The sequence below is a fragment of the Mycobacterium venezuelense genome (assembly GCF_054919535.1).
The window spans coordinates 75,843-101,739 of sequence record NZ_JBONDW010000023.1 but is presented as its reverse complement, the minus strand read 5'-3'; the positions used below and the strand labels follow the sequence as shown (position 1 = coordinate 101,739).

Sequence of the window (25,897 nt, the reverse complement as noted above, 5' to 3'; positions counted from 1 at the left end):
TGACCTCGAGAAAGCGACCGCGCTCGCCGACCGCAACGAACGCCGCCTCATCCGCGGACTTCTGGACGCTGGCGAGAAGGACGGCGTGGTTGGTGCGACAGTAGGTGTGGGACTTAAGAACTTGCCGTCGGCGCTCTACTGGGGAGGCATGCGCGTGCACGGCATCCTCAGTGACGCCACCCTGAGCCGGGAGGACGCGATCGCCGCGGAGGTCGCTCGAGTCCACGCGCGCCGCCTCGCCAGCGCCGATTACGAGGACGATGTCGCGGTATGGCATTCGGGGGCATTTCACGCCACGCTGCCGCCGGTGCCGCCCGGCTTCCCAGCCGAAGTACCTGACGGGTTCGCCTTACCCCGCAGCGAAGCCGCTTGGCTGCGTGACCGGATGCTGGCGAGCGCGCCCGACACCATGCTCGAATTCGCCCTCCTTCGTCGTCCCGACCCCAACAGCGCTGTTCCCTGGGCGGATGCGGTGCTCATGTCGGCGGACGGTGAGCGCAGAACTGTGCTCGACGACGCGCGTCGCTTTTCCATCCTGATGAACGGCGCCTCCCTGCTGTACAACCTGCTGCTGGCGGAGGCATACGAGCAGGAAGGGTTTGACCGCGTGGAGAACCCGGTCGAGCAGTACCGACAGAAACTGGACGAATGGGCAATCCAGCCAACGGTGCAGGACGACATCAACACCTGGAACACCGCCGAATTCTGGAGCCGCGTCCTCACGCAGAATCCTGCGGTGAACCTGCGGTCCCGCCGATTCATCGACGAGTGGCTCGACCAGCTCGCCTCCACCGACCTCGCCACGCTTGCAGATAACGATGAGTTGCGGGAATTCATCCGCCGCCGCGAGCGGGAGCACAAGCGATCTCAAGCGAGGCTGGTGAACAAGCGTCTGCTGCAAGCCTGGCTGGGATCCTCGGGTAGCAGTCAGCTTGTGTATCGCTGGACTCAGCTACGGCCCGTGCTCCGCGACATCCACGACGGGTTGGAGCGCTCCGATGCTTGAGCCGGACAGTCGTGCCGCGCTGACCGAGCAGCTTCGACCACCCAGCGGATTCCAGCTTTCACACGCCGTCGCGACTACCTTCACCCTTGATCTGACTGCCGCCCTGTCAATCCCGCTTGCCTTCGCGGCCCATCGTGTTCGGGAGAGTCGCGATCCGATCGCAATCCTGGACGCGGTCCGCCGCGCGGCCGACAAGATCGACCTCTTCGCTCAGGCCGGCCAGGTGGCCGAGCCGCGGAAGACATCCGACTTGTTCGCCCTGCTCGAGCCGATGATCCATCCAGTGCAAGCGCCGCGCCGGAACCTGCTCTTCCACCCGAAGGTCTGGGTTCTGGAGTACGCCAATGGTGATTCGCGAAGCTACCGTATGCTCTGCGCGAGCCGCAATCTCACCGACGATCGAAGTTGGGATCTGGTCGTCCGGCTCGACGGCCTCGTCGGCGACAGGCCGACAGAGCAGAGCGCACCGCTTGCCGCATTTGTGCGCGCCCTACCGGCGATGGGCGTGCAACCGTTGACCTCCGATCGTGTCGCCAGGATCGTCGCGCTTGCCGACGCCGTGGCCGCCGTCGAGTGGGAGCGGCCGGCCGACGTGCGATCGCTACGGTTTCACCCTTTCGGGGTCCCAAGGATCCCGACGCGTCCGGTGCACGAACTGTTCTCCGGTGTGCGCCATGGCATCATCTCGCCGTTCGTCAGCGACGACGGCATCGTCCGGATCCTGCCGCCGCAGTCGAACGCGACCACCGTCCTGGCCCGGCGGGAACAACTTGACCGGCTCAGCGCCGCAACATTGAGCCGCATCGAGGGGCTGGTCCTCGACGAAGCTGCCAACGACGACGCCAGCGACGAGGTTGGACACTCGGAGTCCACATCGGACGGAACCCATCGACTTACCCCTGCTGAATCTCTTGCCGGCCTACACGCGAAGGCATTTGTTGTTGACCGGCAGTCAGGTTCACACCTTTATGTGGGGTCGGCCAACGCAACCGCACCCGCATTCGGTGGCAATGTGGAACTGCTGGTCGAGTTCGAAGGACCACGCACCAAGCTTGGAGTGGCAGCACTCCTCGGCGAACAATCGCCGCTGCGAGGACTCACGATTCCCTATCAACCTGCCGGCGGCGCGGACACCCCGGCAGAGGAACTGGCAAATCAGGCACTCGAACAGGTCCTGCGCGAACTGGCGTCCCGTCGATACTTCGCGCGGGTCACGTCAGAGGAATCTGTGGGCGTCAACGCTTTTAGGGACGGACATGAAGCCATCCCGCAGTATCGGATCCTCCTCACCGCCGACGGATCGGCGGACATACCAGACGGGATGAACGCCCGGGTTTCACTGTTGACACGCACCGCCAACACCGCAGCCGTGCCCGGCGCACCAGCCGAATTCGACGGTCTCGCACTCACCGATATCACCCCGTTCGTCGTCATCCGAATCACCGATCAACGTGATGTGACAGCATCCACTGTTGTTGCAGCAATCCTCGATGGTGACGTTCCTGGCCGGCAGGACGCCGTCATTGCCCGTCAGCTGGCGGACCGCTCGGCATTCATGCGGCTGTTGGCGCTACTTCTTGCCCTCGAAGGAGGTGACGGCTCGCTGCACTTCGATGACCTGGCCTCCGCGGTCGAAGGCTGGGCTGACGACGGCAGCGGTCTTTTCGAGACTCTGGTGCGCGCGATCGGCGTCGGGCACAGTGGGTTAGCCGACGTGCGGCGGATCGTCGAACACGTACGCGCCGCGGAAGAGCGACGCAGCGACGGCGAACAGTCCGTGCTCCCGGACGGCTTCGATGAACTATGGGCGGCGGTCTGGGAAGCCTATTCCGAGAAATCAGAGGCCACGCGATGAGAAGTGATGAGGTTGAGCGGATTCTCGCTAACCTCAAGGGCTTCCAACGAGACGCCGTCGAGCACATTGTTAACCGACTGTATGGGCCACAGGCCACCAGCGGGCGGTTCCTCGTCGCCGATGAAACCGGGCTCGGCAAGAGCATCATCGCGCGCGGTGTCGTCGCGGCCACGATCGCCGAACTGCAGGATGCGGCGCACGTCGACCGCATTGATGTGGTCTACATCTGTTCCAGTACCGACCTCGCCAAGCAGAATCTGCACCGGCTCAATGTGACCGGTGACCCACTGGTGAGCATCACCAGCCGATTGACGTTGCTGGCGTTGGATAGCCGACGGTTCACCTTAAACACGACGCTCGACGGCAAGAAGGTGAATCTCGTATCGTTCACCCCCGGAACATCTTTCGAGATGGGATGGCAGACAGGTTCGCAGGAAGAGCGTCAACTGCTTCACATTTTCCTCAACGGGATGACGTACTCCGGCTCGGAATCCGAACGCGCGTCTGCCCTGTTCTTTCAAGGCCAAGTGCGGAGGTTGACGGACTTCCAGGCAGGTATCGCCAGAATGCGGGAGGCGCTCGGAGCGGGCCCGGATGCTGTCATCCTCCGCGAGTTTTGCGAATCAATCGAACATAGCGGGCTCCGCCGCGAGTTCGACACCACATGCGATCGGCTCAACGGGTTGGACGCAGTCCCCGATGAGATTAGGCCGGCAGTAAAATGCATCACGTCACGCCTTCGCGGTGCACTCGCGAAAGCGAGCGTGGAATCGTTGAAGCCTGACCTTGTGATTCTTGATGAGTTCCAACGCTTCCGACATCTCATTGACGACACCAGCGACAACCCGGCTAGCGAACTCGCTCACCATCTGTTCAACTACCGGCATGCAAAGGTCCTGTTGCTCTCTGCAACGCCTTACAAGCCGTACACCACGGTGGCGGGTGACAACGAGGACGATCACTACCAAGACTTCATGACGACGCTGAGTTTCCTCACCGCCGGGGACCTGGTTTCGATGGAACGGATCGGCACGGCGCTCAGCAGCTATCGGCAGGCGGCCGTCGCGGGGTGGAATGCGGCTGAGGAGGCTGCCGAGCTGCGCAATGCGCTGATTCCCTTCATGACTCGCTCCGAACGTCCCCGCCTCGAAGAGGGCCGCGATTTACTTGTGCGACGGGTGGTCAGCCGCGTGCCGACTCCAGGCGATCTACGCGACTACGCGGCGCTCCAAGCATTTGCGCGCGAGGTCGAGTCGCCGGTGAGCCTGGACTACTGGAAGTCCATCCCATACTTCGCCAGCTTCATGGACGGGTACCGGCTGGGCGAACGGGCGCGTCTGCAACTCGAGAGTGGTACTGCCACAACGGTGCTGAGGTCGTGTATCGACCGGCTCCGCTTGATTGATGCGCACGCAATTCGGCGCTATGAGCCGGTCGATTACGGAAATGCGCGGTTGCGGGCGTTCGCGGCCGAGACGATCGACAAGGAATGGTGGAAGCTGCTCTGGATTCCACCGTCGATGCCGTACTTGGCGCCGGGCGGGGTGTTCGCGGAGTTCGCGAACGGATCCGTCACGAAGCGGCTGATCTTCTCAGCCTGGTCGAGTGTTCCCACGTCGATCGCGAGTCTGCTGAGCTATGAAGCGGAACGTCGGATGGTCGCGGAATCCGGTTTGACTGAGAACACAGCGGAGGCCCGAAGGGCGGTTTCTACCCGTTTCGACTACGTCATGCGAGATGGCCGAGCGGCCAGCATGTCGACGTTAGCGCTGTTTTGGCCTCATCCCGCACTCTCCGAAGCCGGTGACCCGCTGAATCTTTCGTCTGGCGACCATCGGTTGATGGACGCTGGCGTCGCACGCGGCATGGTCGATCAGCGACTGAGAACAGCCGACGCGGCTGTGGAGCCTGCACCAACCGACGAGGTTTGGGAGTCGTACTTCTCCTGGCCCGGAAGTTGGCCCGAGGGCGCTCATCGGCGCTCGGACGTGGCCGCATACTGGCTCGCCGGCGGCAGCGAGGCGACCAAGAACGCCGAAGACGGTGGCTCAGGGCGTGCCATCAGGGATCACGCGAAGTTCGCGCTCGCTCGATCCGGCTCTCCGCGTTGGCATCCAGATCTTGCGCAGCTCGCGCTGCACAGCCCCGGCAATGTGGCCTACCGGGCACTGGCGCGTATCTGCGACGAGAAGGACCAAGATCTCCGAATACCCTTATGGCAGACGGCCGCTCGGATTGCCAACGGCATTCGAACGTTGTTCAACCGCATGGACGTGATGTATCTGCTCGACCAGTTGTACGGCCGGGATCGGCCCTACTGGCGAAGGGTGATTCAGTACTGCGCCGACGGAAATCTGCAGTCCGTGCTAGACGAGTACTGCTTTCAGCTGAAGCTCGAGCTTGGCGGTTCACGGATCGATGCCAACGCGCTCAGCCAGATCGCGGACCGCGCAATCGAGGCACTAACTCTTCGAACGTCGCGATACACCGCACGTAGCACCGACCTCGCCAGGCTTCCCATCACTGTGCGCTTCGCGCTCAGATACGGTAATGCGGCGAAGGATACTGAGAGTGTTCGAGCCCCGGAGGTTCGCAACGCCTTCAACAGTCCGTTCTGGCCGTTCGTGCTCGCGTCGACGAGTGTGGGCCAGGAGGGGATTGACTTCCACTGGTGGAGCCATGCCGTCGTTCACTGGAACTTGCCGTCCAACCCGGTCGATTTCGAACAACGTGAGGGCCGCGTGAATCGCTTTTCCGGGCACGCGGTTCGCAAGAACGTCGCTGCTATGCACCGCCAGCAAGCGCTTGCAGAAGCGCGTACCGGCAAGCACCCGTGGCACTGCGCCTTCGACGCCGCAGTCGACCGTTCGGAGCTCGGTGAGTTTTCGCCGTGGTGGATTTATCCCGGTGATGCGCGGGTCGAGCGGATGATCGTGCACTTCCCCCTGAGTCGCGAAGATGTACAGTATGGCCGGCTGCGGAACTCGCTCACGCTTTATCGCATGATGCTCGGCCAGCCGCGGCAGGAGGACATGATGGAGTTGCTGCGTCAGCGCGGTATGAGCGAAAGCCAGGTTGCGCAGCTCGATCTACGGCCACCGGCCCGGGGGTGAAATCGCTTCAGGATGTCCGGAGAGTTACCTATCGCGTCTTAGTCGGACTCGGTTGTTCACAAGTCCCACACCTGATTTGGATCGTCAAGGGCCGCGCGGATCTTGCCAAGGTCGCCGAGGTCTGCCAGCGGTGAGGTCTTGGCGATGTCGACGATGCCGCGCACCATCAGGCTGACAGTCTCGCCATCGTTGGCCTCCAATGCGTTGTCGAGACGGGTGAACAGTTCCTCGAAGTTTGATCGCCGCTCGGCGAAGACCTGCCCAAAGTAGTCCTTGAGGACCGACTCAGCGGCCTTGATCCGAGCCACCTCGGTTGATTCATAGGTCTGTAGCTTGGTGCGCTTTGTGCTCTCCACCTGGTGTACGGCAATGCACTCGCGGGCGGCGTCCACGATACGGTTCAGGGCGTCGAAGCCCTGCACGGGCGTGACAACGTTGGTGCCTCGACTAACAACCTTGGCGGTATGCACCCGTGCCGAATCACTCATTGGCGTTCTCCTCAGTCATCGTGCGGTACTTCACGCTGAGCTTCCCACTCCCTTCAGTCAGATCCCCGGCCTCATCGATGACAGGCGCCGCGGCCACATCCCGCACCGCCATTGCCAGCGTCATAGCGCGCTGGAACCGCGGCGCGTGAGTCTTGGCGTCGAATGGTTCCGACTCGAGCAGATCCAGTGCAGTTACCGCAAGTTGGCGGAGATCATCCAGAAGGGAACGCAGTTCATCTGCCCGCGTGTCGACAGCTGACAGCTTGGTGTCAAATTCATCGAGTTCCGCGATGCCGACGTTGACCTTGGCGCAGACCTCTTTCGCCTTGGTCATTGCCTTGTCGCCCTGGGTATGCGTAACGAGGCCGGCGACCAAGAGTCCAGGTCCGATCGTCACGAAGTTTAGCGCTGCGGCGCCCAACGCCATCCCTCCACCGCCCGAGGCTAGGCTGCCGCCACCCAGAAACGCCATGGCAGCATTCGACGCTGCGACGCCGGACAGACCCGAAATAGCCGCGCCGGTGCTGGCCACACCGAAGGTGCTGGCCGCCGCCGTGACCCCTGCACCCGCGCCAAGTCCAGCACCCGCGGAGCCGAGCGCGCCTGCGATCCACGACGCGGCGTCAACGTCCAGGGTGGTGAGTCCGGTGACCCGATGCATGGTCGCGTCGATGCCGTCGACCAGCAAACGTTCGTTCTCCCGCACCTGCCGTTCGTTACGACGCAGGAACTCGGCCATCCGCAGCACCACATCAGAAATCGCCTGTTGTTGGTCATTTCCCGAGCGTTCGAGCAAAGCATTCGTCGCGGCGACGCGAGCTTCGCTTTGCTCTCGCCGCGCCTCGTAGCGCTTTATCGCGTGGCTTCGCACTGATTGGGCTTTCTTGATCGAGAGTGCGCCTTTGCCACCGAGGGCCAGTCCGCTTCCTCCCGTGGCCGCCCCGGCAGCGATCAGCACCGCGGGTATCAAGGGCAGAACCATGCTGTCCCCTTTGTCTAGGAGTCTTGGCCGGCAGCCTATCGTGACGGCGGGGGCAATAATTAGCAATCGAGGAGACAATCGAACGATTCTTTGCGGCGTCCTCGACGAGGCGGCTCGATCGCACAGCAGAAGCCAGCCTATTGCGAAGAGAGACCGTCCGCGTACCTCGATAGCTGTACTACGTGCGCTCAGCCATCGGCTCACCGACACCGCGGGCTTCCTCGACTGGGGAGCCTCAATCCGTACCTGGTCGCATTCTTGGTCAATTGACGGAGGCGACGGATACCATCCCAGTCACTATATGTATCGCGCGCACGCGGCAACGACGCAGGTGAAAACCGCCGTGTGGAAAGTAGGGGGACATGGCTGACGACCGCTTGAAGAATTTTGTGTTGTCGTTGGCCGATGCCGACGAAAAGCTGAGTGAACAGGCCAAGCTCGTGGTGCTTGCCGCGATGGGGAGCGCCAGCGAAATGGCCGAGGTACTCAGTGACGACGCCACCCCGGTAGAGCTCGTGCAGTCTCTGACCGCAGAGGCAAAAGAGGAAGGCGAACCGGTTGGCGCCTACCTGCACTCCATCACGGTCCAGGGCTTCCGAGGCATCGGGCCTGCCGTCACTCTTCCCTTCCGGCCTGGCCCGGGATTGATCGTGGTGGCGGGCCGGAACGGATCGGGCAAATCGACCCTGGCCGAAGGGCTGGAGCTCGCGCTGACGGGGACGAACTCGCGCTGGAAGAACAAGGCTGCGGTGTGGTCGCAGAACTGGCGCAACCTGCACGCCGGTGAGCCCGCCCAGATCCGGGTCAGATTGGCCGAAGAAGGTTCAGGCGCAACGGTGATCGGTGTGGACTGGCCGGCCGGTGATGTCGAGGTTGAGGATCTCAAAATCTGGGTGCAGCGGGACGGAAGCAGGCGCGAAGATGCGGCTGTGCTCGGGTGGACCGGCGCGTTGGAGATGTACCGGCCCCTGCTCAGCTACGACGAGCTGGGCGGAATTCTCGAGGGGCGTCCAAGCGACTTCTACGACCAACTGCACAAGCTGCTTGGTCTGGAACAGCTGACCGACGCCATGACCCGCCTCGAAGCCGAGGTCAAACAACTTAAGCAGCCAGCGGCCGTTCAAAAAAGTGCGCGCGATGCCCTTCGGCTCAAGCTGGAGTCGCATGAGGACCCGCGCGCGGCAAAAGCGTTGGCGCAGTTGAAGAAGCGTCGCCCCGATCTGAATGCGGTCCGGCCGCTGATCAGCGGTGGCACAGCATCAACCGTGCCGTCGGCATGGAGTTACGCACAGAGCCTGACTGCTCCTGACGAGCAAGAGGTCGCACAAGCCTGCCATGCGTTGCGAGCGGCCGCCGATGCTGAGAAAGAAGAGATCAGCCGAGCCGATGTGCTCACGGCCGACCGGGTCCGGCTGCTGGAGGTCAGCCTTGAGTTCCACGCCAACCACGGAGATCAGAAGTGTCCCGTCTGCGGCGGAGGTGATCTGACTGCGGAATGGGCGGTGGCCGCACGTTCCGCCCTCGAGCAGGCTCAGCAATCAGCGCAGGTTTTATCGTCGGCGCGGGCGGCCACCAAACAGGCCCGTACAGTGCTTGCCAACATCGTGCATGCCGTTGAGGCGCCGCCGGATCCGGATGTGTCACTGTCTCATCTGCCCATAGCCCAGGCTGCATACGAAGCATTCGCGACGCTGCCTGCGGATGGTGAGCATGCGCTGGCCGATCACGTGCAGCAGAAGTTGCCCGCATTGCGCGAAGCGTACGCAGCGCTGCAGCAGCAGGCGGCTGTGCTGATCACGGCCAGGGAAGACGCGTGGACCCCGGTCGCGGTAGAACTCGCGGACTGGCTTGGTAAGGCAGAGCGAGCCGAGGCTGCTGCGCCAACACTGGAAGTGGCCTCCGAGGCACTGAAATGGTTGCAGGACAACGCCGCGCAGCTTCGTGCCCAGCGTATTGAACCGCTTGCTGAGCAGGCCCGAGAGATTTGGGCGACGCTGCGACAGGAAAGCAACGTCGAGTTGCGTGCGATCGAGCTTGCGGGTCAGAAGACAAGCCGGCGCGTCGTGCTCAAGGCCGATGTGGACGGCTCCGATACGGAAGCCTTCGGCGTGATGAGCCAGGGGGAACTACAGGCCTTGGCGTTGGCGGTCTTCATTCCCCGTGCGACGTCGGCTGCCAGTCCTTTTCGTTTCATGGTGCTCGATGACCCCATTCAGGCGATGGACCCGTCGAAGATCGATGGCTTCCTGCAAGTCTTGACTCAGTTGGCGGCCAACAGGCAGGTCATCGTCTTCACGCACGACGACCGATTACCCGCAGCCATCCGGCGGTCCCGTGTCGAGGCACACATCGTCGAGGTCAACCGTGGTGCGAATTCCGTTGTTGCAGTGGCAGAAGCAAGCCGGCCTGCGACGAGGATGCTGAAAGACGCGTACGCGATCGCTGCGGACGAGGCCGTACCCGAGGCGGTCAAGAAGGCCGCGGTTCCGGTCCTGTGCCGCGACGCCCTGGAGTCCACCGCATGGGACGTCTTCTGCGCGCGCCAGCTGGCGCGGGGTGTGCCACATGTCGAGGTCGAGCAGGCGTGGGAATCGGCAACGCTGACCAAGGCTCGACTCGGCCTAGCGGTCAACCCGGAAGACAAAGCCGCAGTGGATAAATGGCTGTCCGGAGGGTCGGCGCGCCGCGAAGCGCTGTGGATCGCCGCCAGCGGCGCACACAAAGGTGTAGCTGACTATCGTGATGCGGTGAATTCGACCCGACTGGCGGTCGGTGACTTAGTGAAGCTGGTGTCATGACCGATCGTGTGGAGCTGCTGTCCTGCGCCGAGCAGGTGCTTGACGGCACGGTGAAGCTCGGCGTTCGCGGTCCGAGGACCGCGGCACTTCTTGCTCGGTGTGCGTTCGAAGACTGGCTGGACGAGATGAGCGCCCCCTGGGCTAAGCAGGCAGAAACCTACAGGCCCCCGACTACGAGCTCGAAACTCGTTGTATTGGGCGCACTCCACGGAGTCGAGCTGGGAGAGAGGGCCAAGAATGCGTGGCACGGACTGAGCCGCGCCGTACACCACCACGCGTACGAGCTACAGCCGTCGGTTGCCGAAGTCCGCCATTTAGTTCAGAAGGTGAAGGACATCTGCACTGACTCAGGACCAGAACTGGCCGGACCGACTGCCGTAGGGTAGGGCTTTCACCATGGCGCGAGCACAGACAATTCAGATTTATCTCCCGTCGGGCGATCCGGCTGGTATCCGGGTAGCGAGCCTGACGACCCGCACAGTGCGCGTGTTTGATGTGCCTCGTTCTCTGTTGACCCAGTTCTTGGAGCGTTCAGAGGCCGCGCAGGTCGGCGTGTACTACCTGTTTGGTGCGAACGAGGACGAGACGCCGCAATGCTATGTCGGTCAATCGGGGAATGTGGGGGACCCGGCTCCAGCAGCATACGACGTCGAAGGATTTCTGGCACTAGGGCGATGGTTGCGGTGTCGCTGACCAACGAGTGGACCTCAACGCATGTGGCATATCTGGAGTGGCTGTCGCTAAACCGGGGAATGTCAGCAGGGCGCTACACCTTGGTCAATGGGAACAGGGCTTCTAACCCCTTCACGCCGGAACCGCTGGAAGCGGATTGCAAAGAGTTCATGGACACCATCGCGGTGTTGTTGGCGACACTCGGAGCTCCCGTGTTGGAGCCGATCAAACCGACGGCCACTGCCTCCTCGACAGATTCGTCGAACTCCGCAGGATTTGCCGAGGAGCTGTTCTTCCAAGAATCCGGCTGCGAAGCAAAGGGTTACCAGACGTCTGAGGGCCTATTGGTGCTTGCTGGTTCTAAAGGCCGTGCTGCGCTTCGTCCGTCGGCACCGCCTAATCTTGCGGGCCAGCGGGATAGTCTCAATGCAGACGGAATCATCAAACTTGAAGATCAGGAGCTGGTCTTTCTGAAGGACCACCTATTCGCGAGCCCGTCGGCGGCTGGCAGCATACTTGTTGGCGGTACGAACAATGGCCGTACCTCCTGGCGAAACGCCGCAGGCCAATCCATCAATGATCTCGAACAACGTGCCTTGTCGGCGGCGAGCGGTTCCCGCCCTAACGAGTTTGCGTAGTCGGCTACGGGCCAACACCTCCCGCGGTTATCGACGTATGTGGCAGGTGCTGTTGGCCGGCCCGGAATTCATCGAGGATCTCGGCTGACGGGCCGAGAGCTTGTCAAGGAAGAAGCCCGCCGACGTCGCCACCATCGCCGGGACCACCACACGTGTTGACAAGGCCAGGATTGCTTACTCCGGCTGCGCAGATGAGTAGCTCAACTCCCGTCTTCAGTGCCCGGATCGGCGAAAGCAGGGTTACCGCAGCGATCTACCGCGCAGGAGTAAAACCCTGCGAGGATGGGGCAATGTCCGACGAACCGAGCTTTGTCGACGTGGTGAATCCGACGCAGGAGCAGATCCGCGCCTGGGCGTACAACGGGGCGTTCGAGCCGATGCAGGACTGGAACTGCTCCTGGAGCTCGTCGGCGATCAGGCGTGCTCTGCCCGTAAGTATCTACTCGGCAGCCTGTATTGCCTCGTCGGCCATTCGGACCGCACCGATCCACGCCTGCTGAGCGCCGCGGAGGCGGCCCGGACATCCTCGGATGGGTGGATCGCGATTTGGGGGCAGTCGATCAAGTCCGACGATGCTGACGTGTCAGTCAGGGTCTTTCGCCGCGCCGTCCTGCGAGCTGGGAACGAAGATGTGTCCGTGCCTGTTGACGATTCGGGCAGGCGGCAGCCGGAGTGTCGGGTCCAGTCGATCGAGTGCTGTGATGGCGGACTGAGTCCCGCCGAAGTCTGACGCCGCGCGTTGAACTTGAGTGCGGGCGCGTTGATTGTCAGCTCTTCGCTGTCGGTGAACAGGGAAACGACACGAAGAATCGGATTCTCGCGGGGGCCTTGGTCAACCATCCGTTGGATAGTGTGCCGAACAGTGTCGATTTCAGACGCCCAGTCCCGCATGCGCTTTCCGGTGAACTGCTCGTGAAGCTCATAGGCGTCGCCGACGCTTTCGACCGACCATCCAGGCCACAGCGCGTCGAATGCATCGATGTGCTGATCTTCGTACCCGACGGCCCACCATCGCACCGCCTCGGCAGGAAAGTCCATGTGAATACCTATGCCGGGTGGTTCTTTACGGGGTTGTGACGCCCAGAGCACAGGCTCGCCGGCCGAGCTGCGCGCCAGTGCTTCCTCTGCGACCGATCTGATCCGATCCGGACCGTACTCTGCGAAAACGTCAATGGAGTTTCTCGCCTCGCCAGGCAACCAACCGGTCACCATCAAGACGGACCGATATGGCACCGGTTCCGTTGTTGCCGTTGAACCACGGAGCGAACCATCCTGACGTGATCGCGTGTACTTTCCGAGTATTCCGGCACGGTGAAGATCGCCGCAGGGTCGACGCCCGCGAGCCATACAATCCCGCGAACACCTTCCGGTGACCACACCGCTGACCACCCGGGCCACGTCTGCTCGATCAGATGGTTCACGATCCGCGGCAGATACAGATAGCCCTCCTCCTCAGCCCACACGACTTGCTGCGCCGCGAGGTCGATCAGGATCGACCCCTCAATCCACGCCGCGCCTTTCCACTCGGCGGGGGTATCGACCCCCAGCGGCTCCATGCCGCGAACCCTGGCCAAGGTCGGTTCGAATCCATCGGGACAATGTCCATGCCGATCGTCCGCGCTGCGCAGTGGTCGTACAACTCAGGGACCAAATCCGTTCAATACGAGCAGTCCCAGTCGTGACCCCATCACGTTCCTCCGGAAGCTTGCTGTTGCCGGTGCCAGATTTCGGGCACTATCGTCGTCAGGTACGCCTTCGTGTAAACAGTGTTGCCGGGCTCGGCAGGTGGCGCGAGTTCGGTTGGCCAGCAGAGGTGTACGCCAAGGGCGCTGACCGTGGTCACCTTGGCGACGTGGAATGAAATTCCTGTTGCCTCGACGCATTTGGTCCATGCCTGCACGACCGTGCCGGAGAATGTCGCCATCGGGTTCCAGGGATTCTGGAACATCCCGGCGGGAATGAAGCTCTCGGGCCCGAACCGTAATCGGTCCATCACTGTTCCGTTTGGCAGCGTATGCGGCCGGGAAAGTGGGCCCATATCGGCCTCGGGGGAGGCATCGAACGCGTTCTGGTTCGCGTAGATTCTCACCTGCTGCGCGAGCCCGGTGACGATGGCTTCGAACGTTTCCTCTTGGCTCACCTTCAGGAGGAAGCGCCACTGGCCGAAGTCGGCACAGAGGCGCGTGATCTCCGTACCTTGATCGTCGACCACGTACGCGGCCATGGACTCAGTGCCCTCGACGGGAGCCGGTGCCGACAGTGAGCCGGATATTTCTCGGACGCCTCCCGAGGAATCGGAAGTTTGTCGGTGCCCCCTGTCATTCTGATCGGCTCGCCTCAGCCATGAAAGGAGTCAGCAATGACCGATCAGAACCGACCTTCCACACCGGCGCCGGGCTGGTATCCGGATCCGGGGGGCCAGCCGGGCCAGCGTTATCACGACGGCCGACGGTGGACCCAGCACTTCGTACCCACACCGCCGACTGTGCCTGCACCCGCAGCACCGGCGGTCGCGGTGGCGGTGTCCGCAGCGGGCGGAACCAACCACGCACTGCACCTGTTGCTCACGGTGTTGACTTGCGGCTTGTGGCTGCCAATCTGGATCCTGGCCGCCATCTTCGGCGGCGGCTCGTCATCGTCGGTGGCTGTTGGCACAGGCGCCGGTGCGATCGCGCGAACATCGAATCGACGACCGCTGGTCGTGGCAGCGGTAGTCGGCGGGCTGTTCCTACTGGGCGTTGTCGCCGAGCATCCGTGGCTGCTCGTGGTTTTCGCTGTCCTGGGGGTTCTGGCCGGCGTTGGATTCTGGGCCCTGAAGTCTGCGCAAGCCCGTGAGGAGCAGCAGCGTCACGAGCAATTCCAACGCGACATGATCGCGAACCGCGCCGACTACGAAAACCGGCTCTACCAAGAGGGTGATCCTCGCGGAACCCACGGCCAATACTTGCCGCCGGAATCCCTGTGAGAGGCCTCAGCGAGAAGTGAAGTCAGGCACCGGTTCTCACGGCGACTCCGAACCATCGAGGGCGCAGACAATTGCGGCGCATCTGCTCATCTACGTCCTGGCATTTTCTCTTGCGATTCGCATTGCCACATGGTTCGGGCTGCTCGTCTGGGTGAACTATGCCGTGGCGGTGCTCTTGCTGGCGTTCTGGGTGGTGTCCGCGCATCACCGCAGCCGAGAGCACTTATGCCTACGGTGCATGGAGGAAGTCCCAGCCGATGCCCCCATGCAAGCCGAGCGGCGACGGCCGTTGTTGCGGTTCTCTCACTTCGCGAACACCGCAGCCGGGGTGGCGGTCTTGGGCATCCTTCTTGTTGGTCCACCGCTGGTGGCTGAACTCAGGTCCACCGAGATGAATCCTCTGCTTGCCGCACCTGGAGACCTGTGGCTGTTCGCCGTCATCTATACGGAATGGGTCCACCACCGGCTGCGACCGTGGTGCCCGTATTGCGATCCGTGGGACGACGAAGGTGACCCTGAGCCGGCACCTAACCCCACACTCTTCAACACAAGGACCAGCAGGTGACCCGTTCCGTGACAGGCGCTCGGGGAGTTGAACGCACGCTCATGCGATACGGCCGAACGAGCGTCAGCCACGGATTACCACCGTCGACGCGGGCGCCGGGCGTAGTGGTTGTGCACCGCGTCGACCTCGGCTGACCAGAATGCAAGCTTGTCGTCGGCGTTCGCTGTGTTCGGTAGCAGCCCTAGCTGGGTCGCGAACTTGTAGAAGCCGGGGCCGGCGTTGTTGCGGTCCAAGTAGGCGACGATCGCCGACAGCATCAGTCTGGTGTCACCAATAGTGCGATGCACGGCCTCGCTCAGGATGGCGCCAACCGCGTTGCGGTCGCTTTCGACCGCGAAATCGAACGGGACGTGACCGCGACGCGCCAACGCAGAGTTGAGCTCGCTATAGCTGACGATGCGCCGGAGCCGGGCCTGGTCGCGGAGGAAGCCAATGGAGTCGTCCACCATGGCATCCACTCGTCGTCGCTGCGTCCGAACATGCCGCACCGCCCTCCCGTCGCGGTCACCATACCTTCGGAGGTGAAACTTCTGGCTGAGTTCGGCCCGCCGATCATGCACCATGGTGACGTGCCGCTTTCCGAGTCGACGCTTTTTCAGGTGGCCGGTGATCTGGTCTTCGCCCGCGGCGAAGACTACGTCCGCTATGTGCGAGGGCTCCGCATCACCGAGTCCACGGCGTACGCCTCGGTTCAGGCCAAACGCGTCTACGCCGTGGAGCTCGACTGGTCAGGTCCGCTGCCTGACGGGGTCTGTACCTGTCCGCACAATGCCGAGGGCAATTTCTGCAAACATCTGGTTGCGACCGGGCTCGCCGCGATTGACACGGGACGGTTCGCCGTCGACGACACACCCAGTACTGGAGATACGGAGTTGGAAGCCGCTGTCCAGGCGATGGGTGTCGACGAACTGCGTGAGCTGGTCCTGGCGTTTGCCCAGCGCGATGACGGCGTCCGACGCATGCTGGAGATTCGCGCCGCGACTACGTCGGGCGATATCGAGCGGGCCCAGGCTGAGTTCGAAACCTATGTGCGAGACATGTTGTCCTTCCGTGGGTATATCTATTACCGACGGTCTTTTGAGGTCGCGGAAGTGGCCAGTGAGATGCTCGACGAACTCGAGATCCACGTGAACAGTGGTGCCGCTGAAGTCGTGCGGCCGGCACTGTTGAGTGCAGTCACCCGGCTGCGCAAAATCATTGAACACGTCGACGACTCTTCGGGCTCAATCGCCGATCAATGCCAGCGGGCTGCCGACCTCTACGCCCTCGCCTGCCGGCTCGGTGAACCCGACCGCGTCAAACTCGCCAAGTGGCTGGTCAAATTCCGCGCTGACTCCCCGGGTTGGCCGCACGTGGTCCTGGCCGACTTTGTCGACGCGTTCGACGAGCAGGCACTCGCGACATACCGCCGCGCGGTGGCCGCGCTGGACCGAAAGATGAAGGACAGCAAGGAATTAGATCGATTCGAGATCAATGCCATGCTGCTGGAACTCGCCGATCACGACGGCGACCTCGACCGCGCCATCACGCTGCTGAGTCAGCGGGACCACCCTCAGTACGGGGCGATCGTCGACCGCTTGCGTGCTGTGGGACGCAACGAGGAAGCAGTGGTATGGATTGATCGTGCGGTCGCCAACGGACGAATCAGCAGCTACGGCGGCGGCAACGAATTTTGGCTGGACCCCGACGACGTCGCCCGGACGTATCTGGAGCTCGGCCGCATCGACGATGCCGTGGGCGTCCTGAGGGCGGACTTCGTCCGACAGCCGTCGGTTGAGAACTACAGAGTTCTCATCGATTTCGCAGCCGGGATCGACCGCGCCGGTACCGAACGCAGCTGGGCCTTGGAGCATGCCCGGCAACTGGCAACTGACCGCTTCGCTGCCGGCGCGGTCCTCGTTCAACTCTTGCTGAGCGAGGATGACGTGGATGCTGCGTGGCAAGCCGCCGACCGTTACGGCCCAGGCCCGGCGTGGCGCGAACTGGCCGACCGCGGTGCCGAAGCTCGGCCCGTCGCCGCCGCAGACCTGTACCGGCCGCAGCTCGAGAAGGATCTGCGGTATCCCAACTCCGCACTGTACCCAGATATGGCCGAGACACTGGCGACGATGGAAGAGCTCTATGAGAAAGGCGGTTGCAGCGCGGATTTCGCGGCGTACATCGCGGAGATCCGCCAGAACTACGGGAGGCGACCGGCGTTGATGAAAGCCCTTGACGCGAGAGGCTTGTGACCGACACAGCGGTTTGTCACTGCCCCTGAGTATCGTCCGCGACATGAGTGACAAACGACGGGCACGCAGGGCCAAACAGGTCCGACGTGATGCGCGGCGCGCGAAGAAACGCAACCGGCAGAGCTATGGTGACACGACGCTTACGGATCTAATACATAGCGCGATGGGTAGACACCCGGTCAGTCTGCTGGAGATGGCCAGCTGCGCGATCCATACAGGGAAACATGAACCGCGGAATCTAGAAGCGTTTCTAACGGGCTTGATGTATCGGCCGAATCGGGAGACGACGGCACTGTTGGCTGCGGTCACCGAACTTCTCGTCGACGAACCGGCAGAACAGCTCCGGTGCCGACATGCGCTCGCTGAACGAGACGAGCATCTGCCGAAGTGGATGGGCGCGCTATCGCAAGTCGACGTTTACCGGGCGGTACGCGTCACCGATGTGCTCGGCGATGCGGACGAGGTAGTGATCGGGATGCGACTGGATGGTGCGCATGAGCTGTCTGTCGTCGTCGTGATCGATCACGTCAAGTTTTCCCGTATCACCGATGCGGGTGCATTGCCAGACGCGATCGACGACGTTCTGGCCCGCGTCGCCGAGTCCGACACCGACGTCGTCGAGATGAGTTTGGCAGATGCTCGCGCGTGGGTCGAGGACGCTCTCGCTGAGCCAACATTCGCGCCTGAGAGCGAATCCTGGGCGATCTACCGACCACTGATCAAGTGGGTTCTGAGTCGGCTACCCGAAGGTGGTGAGCACCGCACCCCGGTCATGGACTGGGAAGCGACCGCAGCGCTCTGTGACTCGTTCTTCGCGAGCGATTCTGCAGCACCGTTCACCGACTACAACCATCGGCAGCTGCTTCTGGAACTCCTCGACGATGACCGGGATCCGCTGCGGTGGAGTGCGGCGCGCGTCCGACAAGCGATCGGCGATACACCCTGCTACGACGATTACATTCCGTTAGAAGTCGCGCTCGACGCTCCCGATCTGTTGCGTGCGTTCATCCCATATGTCCACGCTCAGAGCGGGATTCGAGATGAACTGACGTCACGAGTACTCGCGGTGGTCGACGAATTAAGGTCGAGCTACAAGAGGGAGGTATTGCGGGAAGCTCATTGGTGGGATCTCGACGACGCGGTCTAGCGGCGTGGTCGCTTAGGTACGCGACGTTGCGAGCTGTCTCGCGACGGCGCCATAGCGTTCGAAGCGGTCAGGATCGCTGAGAGCGTTGTAAAAGACAACGCGTGTGGCGATTCCGCCGTACTTCTCGATGAGTGCGTCGGCCAAGCCGTCCCACGTGGACTCGACGGCGAACGCTGCGATGTGCTCGTCGGTGATTTGCGCGGCCATGCCTTTGAAGTCACCGGCCTTCTGCTTCTCACGGATCCGCGCGGTGGTGCCCTCGAAACCGGCCTCATCCCAGATGAACGCGTAGTTCGGAGTGCTTCCATAGAAACTCATGCTGGCCCGCACCAGTTCGCGTTCGTTGTGACGCTCCTCGTCGGTGTCGCCGACGATCGTCATGACCGGCACGATCACCGCGATGTCCGACGGTGCTCGTCCGGACTTTGACGCTCCCGCAGCAATATTCGGAAGGACGTGACGTTTGATGTAGCCGATCTCGCCGAGCGGGTGGACATGCACGCCGTCGGCGACTTCACCTGCCATCCGCAACATCCACGGGTTCACCGCGGCCACATCGACTTTCGGATCGGGCGCGTCGATCGGTCCCGGACTCCACTGCGGGGTGATGAAGTCGAGGTCGTAAAACTCGCCATGGTGGTCGAGCGTGCCGGTCCTAAACGCGGCGAAGCACGCTTTCACCGCGAGCACGTAATCACGCAACCGCGGGCCCGGATGTTCGAAGTCCACGCCGTAACGCCGGACGACATGAGTGCGCACCTGCGTGCCAAGCCCGAGCCGAAACCGCCCGTTGGTCGCCTCTTGGAGCTCCCACGCCGTCGCCGCCGTGACGAACGGGCTGCGCGGGAAGGCCACGGCCACTCCGGTCGAGAGTTCAAGACCGGGCGCAGCCTGGGAAGCTAGCGCGGCATTGAGATAGGCGGTACGACCGGTCTCGGTGAACAGCAGACCCGAGAAGCCCGCGTCTTGGGTGCGTCGGGCGAGGTCGCCGATCTTGTTTAACGGCTGCGGAGTAGTCATCGCATCGACATACACGGTGGGAACGGTACGTCGGCTTGAATCGCCATTAGGCGCGATCGATCGGATGTGTTGTCGCGCATATGGGATTGCGACACTGCCCCGCGTTGTCAGTGTGACGTCAGTGGGACGAGGGGCCGAGGCCAACGACAGCAGCCGCGGCACATTGCGCGATGAGCGCACCGGGGACCGCTTGGAGCGACCATGCGGGCTCGTAGCGCGGGCATGGCCCCTGCTCGCTGATTGGTTCGGCGGTGGGCGTCGTCCGGTCAACGAAGAGCAACGGCTGGTCGTCCCGTCCCGCTGAGGTGATGGCCAGCCCATTTTCGAGCCACGCCGCTTCGACGTCCTGAAGCCCGTACGTGATGTCGAGGTGGATTGGAACTGGAGTCGACTGACGCTTCCGGTAATCGCGCAGTTCCCAGGAGTTTCCACCGCCATGAAGGAGCAACAGTCCGTTGTTGGCAGGAGAAACGGGCGATGCTCCAGCAACCTGATCGACGATCTGGCCGTGAGGATCGATCACGAGTGTCACGTCCGTCGGTTTCGCGCCCGTCGGGTGGGCAGTTGTGGAGACGTAGACGTCGGTTCCCGGCGTGAGGTGACGGGTGGCGGGCACGTTGGTGGTGTTCCCGGTGCGTGCGTCGATGACCGACGGCGGTTTCGTGGCGCATCCGACGGTGAACTGGCCGGGAAGGCCTGGGGCAATGGAGTTGCATGAGCTGGGCTGGCTCCACCGCACGTGTCCTGATAGCGGGTCCAGCGAATAGAGTAGTGAGCGATCGGTGACGGCCTCTGCATTGAACACGGTCATTCCGAGTGCGTCGGTTCCGCCACTGGCCCCGTTCAGGTCCCCGGTGTACTCATGGCGCCACATCACCTCGCCTGTACCGCCGTCGAGCGCGATGACAGCGTTTTTCAAGAACAGCACGACGATTCCCACAGTGTCCGCACTGTCACGCCAGACCACTTCGACAGCTTGGAGCTTTGTGCCAGTTCGTGATGCGAAACCCGTTGCGCTCCATCGCTTGTCTCCGGTTGGCCCATCGTAGGCTGTCACCCCGTCGGGCGAGCGAGTGACGAAGCCGTTGCCGACGCGAGCGATGTTGGGATCTGAATCACCGTCAAGGGACACCCGATACCGGACCGGGCCGATGGCGACAGGTGGTGAGGCGGGCGGAGCCGACTTGCTGGTGAGCGCGGGATACCAGACACTTCCTCGATAACCCTCGACTGCTCGATAGACCGGCACCGAGACTGCGACGGCCGCGACGACGAAGACACACAACACCGTCCCGAGATGCGCCTCTCTGACGAAGGCTGTGGTCGCCAGACTCAAAATAGCAGCCGCGATGGCGGCCATCACGGCGGCGACAGCGAGTACCCAGGCCCCGGTCGAGTCCAGAAAAGGCAGCCAGGGGCGGGCCTTGAGCAGATCGCTGATTTTCCAAACGCCCCACGCAGTCAGCCACACGGCAACAAATCCGGTCATTGCGAACGGAACCGCCCACACCGGATTCCGGATGATCAGCCGCAAGCCGAATGCGATGAGCACCAACACCCCGACGGTGAGTGAAACGGCGCCCATGCCTGTCAGCGGATGCGATAGTGCGTCGCTCGAGGAACTGGTCCGCCACATGGCGACAGGGACGATGACCGCTGCCACAGCCGTCGCGATCGCGGCACCTACACCGATTCCCACAAGGATGCTTCGCACCCGGTGAGGCTTCGCTCGGACCTCTTCGTTCATCAGCTTGAAGAGTATCGGGCGTGAACGCATCGAAGTCGCGGCAAATTTGCGACCAACGGTCAAGCCTCAGCACGTGCGATATCGCATGTGATATCGCACTTCGAAACCGTGTGGCCGAAACTCCCGCGTTACTGATGTGACGAATGGGACCCATTGGTTCACCACCGACATGTTCCCGAGAATTCACCCGCAGACCCCCAACCCGTCACCTGCCCACGCAAAGCTCAGCCGACGCATCGGCACAACTGAAGAGGGTGACGAATGAGGAAGGACGCGGCTCGCGCTGCAGCGCTCAGCACGGCAGTGGCGCTGATCCTGGCGGGATGCTCCACCGAGGACCAGAAGGCCGACGAGACGAAGCCGGACACCCCGAAGGCGACGTCGCCGATCGACTGGAACGTCCCAGACGCGGACCGCTACCACCGCACCGCGACCTACCCGGTATACCTCAATAAGCCCGCCGAAGACCCGGTCGACAAGGAAACCGTCGCCGAGATCTCGACCGTCACCCCCGACGGCAACACGGTCATCTACACCGACGCCGCTGCCAAGCGCATCGGCTTCGTCGACATCAAAGACCCCGCCAAACCGGTTGGTCAGGGCACGATTTCACTCGAAGAACTCGGCCACAAAGACGACCAGCCCACGTCGGTGGCGGCCGTCGGTGAGTTCGTCCTGGTCGTCGTCGATACCACCGGCGGTGACTTCGCGAACCCCAAGGGCCGCGTCGACATCGTCCGGATCGCCGACCGCACCCGCGTGCATAGCATCGACCTCGGCGGGCAGCCCGACTCGATCGCCATCAGCCCCGACGGCTCGTTCGCCGCGATCGCCATGGAGAACCAGCGCAACGAGGAGTTCACCCCGCCCGGCAAGGAGGAAGGCGACCTTCCGCAGCCGCCAACGGGATTCGTGCAACTCATCGATCTCAAGGGTGCGCCGAACACCTGGAAACCCCGCAAGGTCGACTTCGATGTCGAAGCAGCGCGGCAAGCCGGCCTCGACACGCCTGAAGATCTCGAACCCGAATACGTCAGCATCAACTCCCGCGGCCAGGTCGCGGTGACGCTGCAGGAGAACAACGGCTTCGCGATCATCGACGGTCGCACCGGGCAGGTGCAGAAAATCTTCAGCGCCGGAAGCGAATCGGTCGAAGGCATCGACACCAAAGAGGACGGCAACCTCGACCAGAGCGGTTCGATCTCCGACACACCGCGCGAGCCCGACGCCATCGGCTGGATCGGCGACGATCATGTCGCGACCGCCAACGAAGGCGACTGGAAGGGCGGCACCCGCGGCTGGACGATCTTCGACGCCAACAGTGGTCAGCCTGTCTGGGATGCCGGCAACTCCTTCGAGCAACTCGCGGTGCGCACGGGTCTGCACATCGAAGGCCGCGCCGAAGCCAAGGGCCCGGAACCGGAAGGCTTGGCCATCACCGAGCTCGGCGGCAAACCGACAGCCCTGATTGCTTCGGAGCGAAGCAATTTCGTCGCCGTCTACGACGTCAGCGATCCGAAGAATCCGGTGTTCCGGCAGATCCTCCCCACGACGCCGGGCCCGGAGGGCGTTCTGCCGATCCCGTCGCGCAACCTGCTGGCGATCTCATCGGAGGCCGACGACGCCGAGGCGCGGGTGCGGGCCTCGGTGAACGTCTACGGGTACGGCGAGCAGTTCGCCGCCGACGGCAAGCCTGCGTTCCCGTCGATCGTCTCCGGCGATGTCGACGGTAAGCCCATCGGCTGGGGTGCGCTCGGCGCGCTCTCGGCCGATCCGGAGAACGAAAACCGGCTCTACACCGCGACCGACATCGCCTATGGCCCGGCCCGCATTCTCGGGATCGACGTGTCGCAGAAGCCGGCGCTGATCGACACCCAATTGGCGATCACCGAAGACGGCAAGCCCGTCACGCTCGACACCGAAGGCGTGTCCGCTCGTCCCGACGGCGGATTCGTGTTGGCCGTGGAGGGCGAGGAAGGTCCCGGCAACCAGCTTGTCTACGTCGCGGCCGACGGCAAGATCGAAAAGCGGGTGCCGCTGCCGCAAGACATCGCGTCGGGGCTCGGCGGGCAGGGCCTGGAAGGCGTTGCGGTCGACGGTGATTCGGTGTGGGTAGCGGTGCAGCGTGAAACCAAGACCGACCCGAAGGGCGTGGTTCGGATCGGTCGTTACACCCCGGACGGGGACAAGTGGGAGTGGTTCGGCTACCCGCTCGACGAGACGAAGGCCGAGGGCGACTGGATTGGCTTGTCCGAGATCGCCGTTCACGACGGTCAGCTGCTGGTACTCGAGCGCGACAAGCTCAACGGTCCCGACGCCCGCGTGAAGGCCATCTATCGCGTCGCCATCCCCGAGGGCGTGGGCTTGACCTCAGCCGGCCAGGCCCCGCAGGTCCTGCAGAAGACGTTGGCCCGCAACCTGTTGCCCGACCTGCAGGCGCCCAACGGATTCGTGCAGGAGAAGGTCGAAGGGTTCGCGATCGCCGGCAACCAGAACCTATATGTGGTCACCGACAACGACGGACTCGACGACGCCAACGGCGAGACGCAGTTCCTCGACCTCGGCCCGGCCGCGGCGGCGCTGAAGGGCTAGAACGGGCGTTGGGTAAACGGGGCCGGAGCTGCTCACCACCGACTTGTCAGTCTCTGGGGACGTACTCCCCAGCAAACCGTCAAGAAATTTGACGGCGCGACAAAGAGGACGCGATGGGGACAGCGAAGAAAGCACCGTGGTGGGCCACCGATCCCGAGCTACAGGTGTTCCTGCGTCAGTCGTACGAGGAATTCGAGCGCGAAGTTGCCGCCCGTGAACCCGTGCCGGCGGACCTCGGGCCAGATCCCGTCATCGCAGATCTGCTGAGCGGGGCAAGCTTGCGCGAACTTGCCCATGCGCGAGACGATCTCGAACGAGCTCAAGAGCATTACGACAACGCCGTATTCGCCGGCCGAAAGGCCGGGCTCTCATTGGGCGAGATCGGCGGGTTGCCCGTGTGATCGCTCAGCCTCACCACTCCCGCGCGATCCGCGCGAATGAGTCGTGCACGGCGCCCCGGCTGACGAGGCGGACGTCCAAGCCGCGGTGTTCGACGATGAGCAGTGCACGCGCGATCGCGTCGTCGATCCAGGCGTCGTGGTTCCCGAAGACGCCGCCTCCCACCCGGGTCAACAGCACGACGTTCGACCTTCCGGCGGGGGCCTGTTCGGCCGCCGAGAGCAGCGTCGCCTCGTAGGTGGCTTCGAGGACGAGTCGCGCGAACGGTTCCCAGTGCGGACTGGGCACACCGTAGGCGACGGGCAGCGCGGAGCAGAACGCCTGGGACACTGCTTGATTCGCGCCCGGAACATCGGTGACCTCGACGTCGCGGTGCAGTCCGATGGCCAGCTTGCCGCGAAGTTCGTCGCGTTCGGTATCCGAGTAGTCGGTCAGCAAGTCGGCGACAGCGCTGAGACCTTGCGGCGTACACAGCGCATACCCGTTGCGCATCTCCCACAGGTCGGCGACCGGCCGGCCCAGCCCGGCTGAGAATGCCGCACCGAGTCCAGCCAATGTATCGAGTTGACGGTCACGGGTCTGCCCGGCTTGCCCGTCGACATCGGCGAAGTAGTTGCGGAAGATGGTCGCCGCGCCGGCGGCCATCGCGCACGCCGGCCCCTGCGTGTGGTCTTGTTCGTAGCGCGTGACGCCGTCTTCGGGCGTGACATGCGGTGACGTCATCTCCAGCACGTTGAACTGCGACGCGACCTGAATGGTGGCGCCGTGAAACTCGGGCGCGGCATGCAACGCGCGGGCGTCGCCGATCAGGGGCCTGACAGTACTGCGTCGCCCGGTCGCCGCGGGTGCGCGGCGGCGGAGCTCCGCCAACGACGGCAGCGTGAGTTCACCGATGCCATAGCGCTTTTCGTTGACGAGGGAGATCAGCGTGGAGCCCTCAACGGTGAGGCGTTCACGAGTTGCGTGGTAGCCGAGCTCGCGGAATCCCGTCAGACGCTCGAACCAATCGACAGACATGCTGGCATCGTCGCATGTGTCGGTCGGCGTCGAGTTTTGGTACCTGTTTAGGTACCAAACGCGGTATTCTCGATGTATGCCTTCGCTGAACATCGAATTTGACGACAAGGAGATGGAGCAGATCCGAGCGGCCGCTCAGGCCGATGATCTGTCGTTGAAGAAGTTCGCGCACGCAGCTGTGATGGAACGCGCGAGCATGCACAAGCGCAGAGTCGCAGAGGCGGCCCGCCTCGTGGCTGAGCGTTCAGCTGAACTCAACCGACGCTTGGCGTGACCGAATACCTGGACCGCGATGACGTTCTCACCGCGGGGTCGATTGCGTTCGGCGGGGAGCTGAAGGTGCGCGACTACGGCTTGCTCGATGCCGCGGTCACTCGTCCGCAAACAACTGTGTTCGGTGTTGATGCGTATCCGGAGATATGGGACAAGGCCGCTGCGTTGTTGCAGTCACTGGCGCGTAATCATGCGCTGGTCGACGGGAACAAGCGCACCGCGTGGGCCGCGGCCTGGACCTTCCTGCATATCAATGGCTTCGAGCTGGCCGCGGACTTTGACGTCGATCGGGCCGAGGACCTCATGAACGAGGTGGCGACACGGGATTGCGACGTGAGCGAAATCGCCGCATCGCTTTTCAGTTTTGCTGCCGAGTGAGGTACCCGCCG

At 63.0% G+C, this 25,897-nt stretch carries 22 protein-coding genes; 14 read left to right on the top strand and 8 right to left on the bottom strand.

Annotated features, from left to right (window positions below):
* The 3 genes from ACRCUN_RS29365 to ACRCUN_RS29355 form a co-directional block, all read left to right on the top strand.
* Nucleotides 1–1,006 (top strand): DUF6361 family protein (locus tag ACRCUN_RS29365; protein ID WP_462145142.1); only part of this gene is annotated, 1,006 nt, incomplete at its 5' end.
* Nucleotides 999–2,861: a phospholipase D family protein gene (locus ACRCUN_RS29360; RefSeq protein WP_462145141.1), complete on the top strand. Its 1,863-nt coding sequence runs from the start codon at nucleotides 999–1,001 to the stop codon at nucleotides 2,859–2,861. The genes ACRCUN_RS29365 and ACRCUN_RS29360, both read left to right, overlap by 8 nt.
* Nucleotides 2,858–5,974, top strand: coding sequence for a helicase-related protein (locus ACRCUN_RS29355; protein WP_462145140.1), 3,117 nt, complete (start codon nucleotides 2,858–2,860; stop codon nucleotides 5,972–5,974). The genes ACRCUN_RS29360 and ACRCUN_RS29355 overlap by 4 nt, the downstream gene beginning before the upstream one ends.
* Before the next feature lie 56 nt (nucleotides 5,975–6,030).
* Here ACRCUN_RS29355 and ACRCUN_RS29350 read toward each other — a convergent pair whose 3' ends face one another.
* Together ACRCUN_RS29350 and ACRCUN_RS29345 are read right to left on the bottom strand one after the other, a co-directional pair.
* On the bottom strand, nucleotides 6,031–6,462 hold the full coding sequence (locus tag ACRCUN_RS29350; RefSeq protein WP_462145139.1) for a hypothetical protein: 432 nt from the start codon (nucleotides 6,460–6,462) through the stop codon (nucleotides 6,031–6,033).
* The gene (locus ACRCUN_RS29345) at nucleotides 6,455–7,444 is read right to left on the bottom strand and encodes a hypothetical protein (protein WP_462145138.1); all 990 of its coding nucleotides are present in this window, start codon (nucleotides 7,442–7,444) and stop codon (nucleotides 6,455–6,457) included. Before ACRCUN_RS29345 ends, ACRCUN_RS29350 begins: the two co-directional genes overlap by 8 nt.
* 362 nt (nucleotides 7,445–7,806) lie before the next feature.
* On the opposite strand from ACRCUN_RS29345, the gene ACRCUN_RS29340 reads away from it, so the two are divergent.
* The 3 genes from ACRCUN_RS29340 to ACRCUN_RS29330 all read left to right on the top strand — a co-directional run bounded on the left by ACRCUN_RS29340 (nucleotide 7,807) and on the right by ACRCUN_RS29330 (nucleotide 12,052).
* Nucleotides 7,807–10,242 carry an AAA family ATPase gene (locus ACRCUN_RS29340; protein WP_462145137.1) on the top strand — a complete coding sequence of 812 codons (2,436 nt, stop codon included), beginning with the start codon at nucleotides 7,807–7,809 and terminating at the stop codon, nucleotides 10,240–10,242.
* Nucleotides 10,243–10,925: 683 nt separating this feature from the next.
* Nucleotides 10,926–11,552 carry a DUF4357 domain-containing protein gene (locus tag ACRCUN_RS29335; protein WP_462145136.1) on the top strand — a complete coding sequence of 209 codons (627 nt, stop codon included), beginning with the start codon at nucleotides 10,926–10,928 and terminating at the stop codon, nucleotides 11,550–11,552.
* Nucleotides 11,553–11,842: 290 nt separating this feature from the next.
* Nucleotides 11,843–12,052, top strand: a complete 210-nt coding sequence (locus ACRCUN_RS29330; RefSeq protein WP_462145135.1) for a hypothetical protein — start codon at nucleotides 11,843–11,845, stop codon at nucleotides 12,050–12,052.
* A gap of 711 nt (nucleotides 12,053–12,763) precedes the next feature.
* Here ACRCUN_RS29330 and ACRCUN_RS29325 read toward each other — a convergent pair.
* Nucleotides 12,764–13,108, bottom strand: coding sequence for a hypothetical protein (locus ACRCUN_RS29325; RefSeq protein WP_462145134.1), 345 nt, complete (start codon nucleotides 13,106–13,108; stop codon nucleotides 12,764–12,766).
* 131 nt (nucleotides 13,109–13,239) lie between these two features.
* Nucleotides 13,240–13,776 carry a hypothetical protein gene (locus ACRCUN_RS29320; RefSeq protein ID WP_462145133.1) on the bottom strand — a complete coding sequence of 179 codons (537 nt, stop codon included), beginning with the start codon at nucleotides 13,774–13,776 and terminating at the stop codon, nucleotides 13,240–13,242.
* Nucleotides 13,777–13,911: 135 nt separating this feature from the next.
* Here ACRCUN_RS29320 and ACRCUN_RS29315 point away from each other — a divergent pair, with 135 nt between their 5' ends.
* Entirely contained in the window at nucleotides 13,912–14,517 is a 606-nt protein-coding gene (locus ACRCUN_RS29315) for a DUF2510 domain-containing protein (RefSeq protein WP_462145132.1), read from the top strand.
* Between the two features lie 16 nt (nucleotides 14,518–14,533).
* The gene (locus ACRCUN_RS29310) at nucleotides 14,534–15,082 is read left to right on the top strand and encodes a hypothetical protein (protein WP_462145131.1); all 549 of its coding nucleotides are present in this window, start codon (nucleotides 14,534–14,536) and stop codon (nucleotides 15,080–15,082) included.
* Nucleotides 15,083–15,156: 74 nt separating this feature from the next.
* Here ACRCUN_RS29310 and ACRCUN_RS29305 read toward each other — a convergent pair whose 3' ends face one another.
* The gene (locus tag ACRCUN_RS29305) at nucleotides 15,157–15,528 is read right to left on the bottom strand and encodes a hypothetical protein (RefSeq protein ID WP_462145130.1); all 372 of its coding nucleotides are present in this window, start codon (nucleotides 15,526–15,528) and stop codon (nucleotides 15,157–15,159) included.
* 75 nt (nucleotides 15,529–15,603) lie between these two features.
* Here ACRCUN_RS29305 and ACRCUN_RS29300 point away from each other — a divergent pair, with 75 nt between their 5' ends.
* Together ACRCUN_RS29300 and ACRCUN_RS29295 are read left to right on the top strand one after the other, a co-directional pair.
* Nucleotides 15,604–17,313, top strand: coding sequence for an SWIM zinc finger family protein (locus ACRCUN_RS29300; protein WP_462145129.1), 1,710 nt, complete (start codon nucleotides 15,604–15,606; stop codon nucleotides 17,311–17,313).
* A gap of 262 nt (nucleotides 17,314–17,575) precedes the next feature.
* Nucleotides 17,576–18,460, top strand: coding sequence for a hypothetical protein (locus ACRCUN_RS29295; protein ID WP_462145128.1), 885 nt, complete (start codon nucleotides 17,576–17,578; stop codon nucleotides 18,458–18,460).
* Nucleotides 18,461–18,472: 12 nt separating this feature from the next.
* Here the strand turns inward: ACRCUN_RS29295 and ACRCUN_RS29290 are convergent, their stop codons facing one another.
* Nucleotides 18,473–19,495, bottom strand: coding sequence for a TIGR03617 family F420-dependent LLM class oxidoreductase (locus ACRCUN_RS29290; RefSeq protein ID WP_462145127.1), 1,023 nt, complete (start codon nucleotides 19,493–19,495; stop codon nucleotides 18,473–18,475).
* 103 nt (nucleotides 19,496–19,598) lie between these two features.
* Nucleotides 19,599–21,290: a BamB-related PQQ repeat family beta-propellar protein gene (locus tag ACRCUN_RS29285; RefSeq protein ID WP_462145126.1), complete on the bottom strand. Its 1,692-nt coding sequence runs from the start codon at nucleotides 21,288–21,290 to the stop codon at nucleotides 19,599–19,601.
* A 198-nt stretch (nucleotides 21,291–21,488) separates the two neighbouring features.
* Between ACRCUN_RS29285 and ACRCUN_RS29280 the strand changes: the two genes are divergently transcribed.
* The gene (locus ACRCUN_RS29280) at nucleotides 21,489–23,819 is read left to right on the top strand and encodes an esterase-like activity of phytase family protein (RefSeq protein ID WP_462145125.1); all 2,331 of its coding nucleotides are present in this window, start codon (nucleotides 21,489–21,491) and stop codon (nucleotides 23,817–23,819) included.
* A gap of 113 nt (nucleotides 23,820–23,932) precedes the next feature.
* Nucleotides 23,933–24,220, top strand: coding sequence for a hypothetical protein (locus ACRCUN_RS29275; protein WP_462145124.1), 288 nt, complete (start codon nucleotides 23,933–23,935; stop codon nucleotides 24,218–24,220).
* A gap of 10 nt (nucleotides 24,221–24,230) precedes the next feature.
* Here the strand turns inward: ACRCUN_RS29275 and ACRCUN_RS29270 are convergent, their stop codons facing one another.
* Complete coding sequence (locus ACRCUN_RS29270; RefSeq protein WP_462145123.1) at nucleotides 24,231–25,235, bottom strand: hypothetical protein; 1,005 nt, start codon at nucleotides 25,233–25,235, stop codon at nucleotides 24,231–24,233.
* Between the two features lie 76 nt (nucleotides 25,236–25,311).
* Between ACRCUN_RS29270 and ACRCUN_RS29265 the strand changes: the two genes are divergently transcribed.
* Both ACRCUN_RS29265 and ACRCUN_RS29260 read left to right on the top strand, forming a co-directional pair.
* The gene (locus tag ACRCUN_RS29265; RefSeq protein WP_462145122.1) at nucleotides 25,312–25,509 is read left to right on the top strand and encodes an antitoxin Phd; all 198 of its coding nucleotides are present in this window, start codon (nucleotides 25,312–25,314) and stop codon (nucleotides 25,507–25,509) included.
* Nucleotides 25,506–25,886, top strand: coding sequence for a type II toxin-antitoxin system death-on-curing family toxin (locus ACRCUN_RS29260; RefSeq protein ID WP_462145121.1), 381 nt, complete (start codon nucleotides 25,506–25,508; stop codon nucleotides 25,884–25,886). The genes ACRCUN_RS29265 and ACRCUN_RS29260 overlap by 4 nt, the downstream gene beginning before the upstream one ends.
* Nucleotides 25,887–25,897: the final 11 nt, after the last annotated feature.